At 51.8% G+C, this 680-nt stretch carries 2 protein-coding genes; both read left to right on the top strand.

All coding sequences use genetic code 11. The features are described 5' to 3' along the window. Positions 1-191 (top strand): alanine:cation symporter family protein (locus tag AC5O77_RS21870; protein WP_494507187.1); only part of this gene is annotated, 191 nt, incomplete at its 5' end. A 69-nt stretch (positions 192-260) separates the two neighbouring features. Beyond that, positions 261-680: YaaA family protein (locus AC5O77_RS21865; RefSeq protein ID WP_494507186.1), on the top strand; the 420-nt coding region annotated here is incomplete at its 3' end.

Below are 680 nucleotides of genomic sequence, written 5' to 3'. Positions count from 1 at the left end.
TCATAATGGCCTGCATGGCTATTACCAATTTGACCGCCATATTACTGCTCTCGCCTGTGGTTCATACCATTGCCAGTGATTATCTACGCCAGCGTAAACTCGGCGTGCGCCCGGTGTTTGATCCGTTGCGTTATCCGGAGATCGGTCGCCAGCTTTCTCCAGACGCGTGGGATGACGTTTCGCAGGAGTAATCACAACTATCGATCAACTCATTCTCTTTTTTTGCTAAAGTCGGCATAAATTTCCTGCAAGGACTGGATATGCTGATTCTTATTTCACCTGCGAAAACGCTTGATTACCAAAGCCCGTTGACCACCACGCGCTATACGCTGCCGGAGCTGTTAGACAATTCCCAGCAGTTGATCCATGAAGCGCGGAAACTGACGCCTCCGCAGATTAGCACGCTGATGCGCATCAGCGACAAACTGGCGGGTATCAACGCCGCTCGCTTTAATGACTGGCAGCCAGATTTCACGCCGGAGAATGCCCGCCAGGCGATTCTGGCGTTTAAAGGTGATGTCTACACCGGCTTGCAGGCCGAAACCTTCAGCGAAGACGATTTCGATTTTGCCCAACAGCATTTGCGAATGCTTTCCGGCTTGTATGGCGTACTACGCCCGCTCGATTTAATGCAGCCTTATCGTCTGGAAATGGGGATCCGTCTTGAGAATGCCCGAGGG

Source organism: Stenotrophomonas sp. INTA L402-1, from assembly GCF_059295135.1.
This window is presented reverse-complemented; position numbering and strand designations above follow the sequence as displayed.